Consider the following 234-nt stretch of genomic DNA (forward strand, 5'->3'; position numbering starts at 1 on the left):
CACCAGCACCGGTTCCGGAATCATCAGCATTGCCGTCGGGGTGGCCGGGGTCGTCGGTGCTGGTGCTGGTGGGCAGGCCGCGGGCCGCCGCCCACCGGGCCCGCGCCCGATCCGCCCGGTCGAGACGCCGCCGCTGGGTGTCGCGCCACCGCTGGTCACGCTGTGGTGCGGTCTCGTCGAACCAGGCGCGGCGCCGGGCCGCACGATGCTCGCCGCGGTGCTGCGCGGCCCGGC

The 234-nt window shown here is 77.8% G+C and carries 1 protein-coding gene; it reads left to right on the plus strand.

The window, feature by feature from the left end; all coding sequences use genetic code 11:
* Positions 1-40: 40 nt before the first annotated feature.
* A partial coding sequence (locus FVA95_RS30425; protein ID WP_149667018.1) for a hypothetical protein occupies positions 41-234 on the plus strand: 194 nt, incomplete at its 3' end.

Origin of the sequence: Pseudonocardia sp. EV170527-09 (genome assembly GCF_008369905.1) — a bacterium.
In the GTDB taxonomy this organism is placed as follows: Bacteria; Actinomycetota; Actinomycetes; order Mycobacteriales; family Pseudonocardiaceae; genus Pseudonocardia.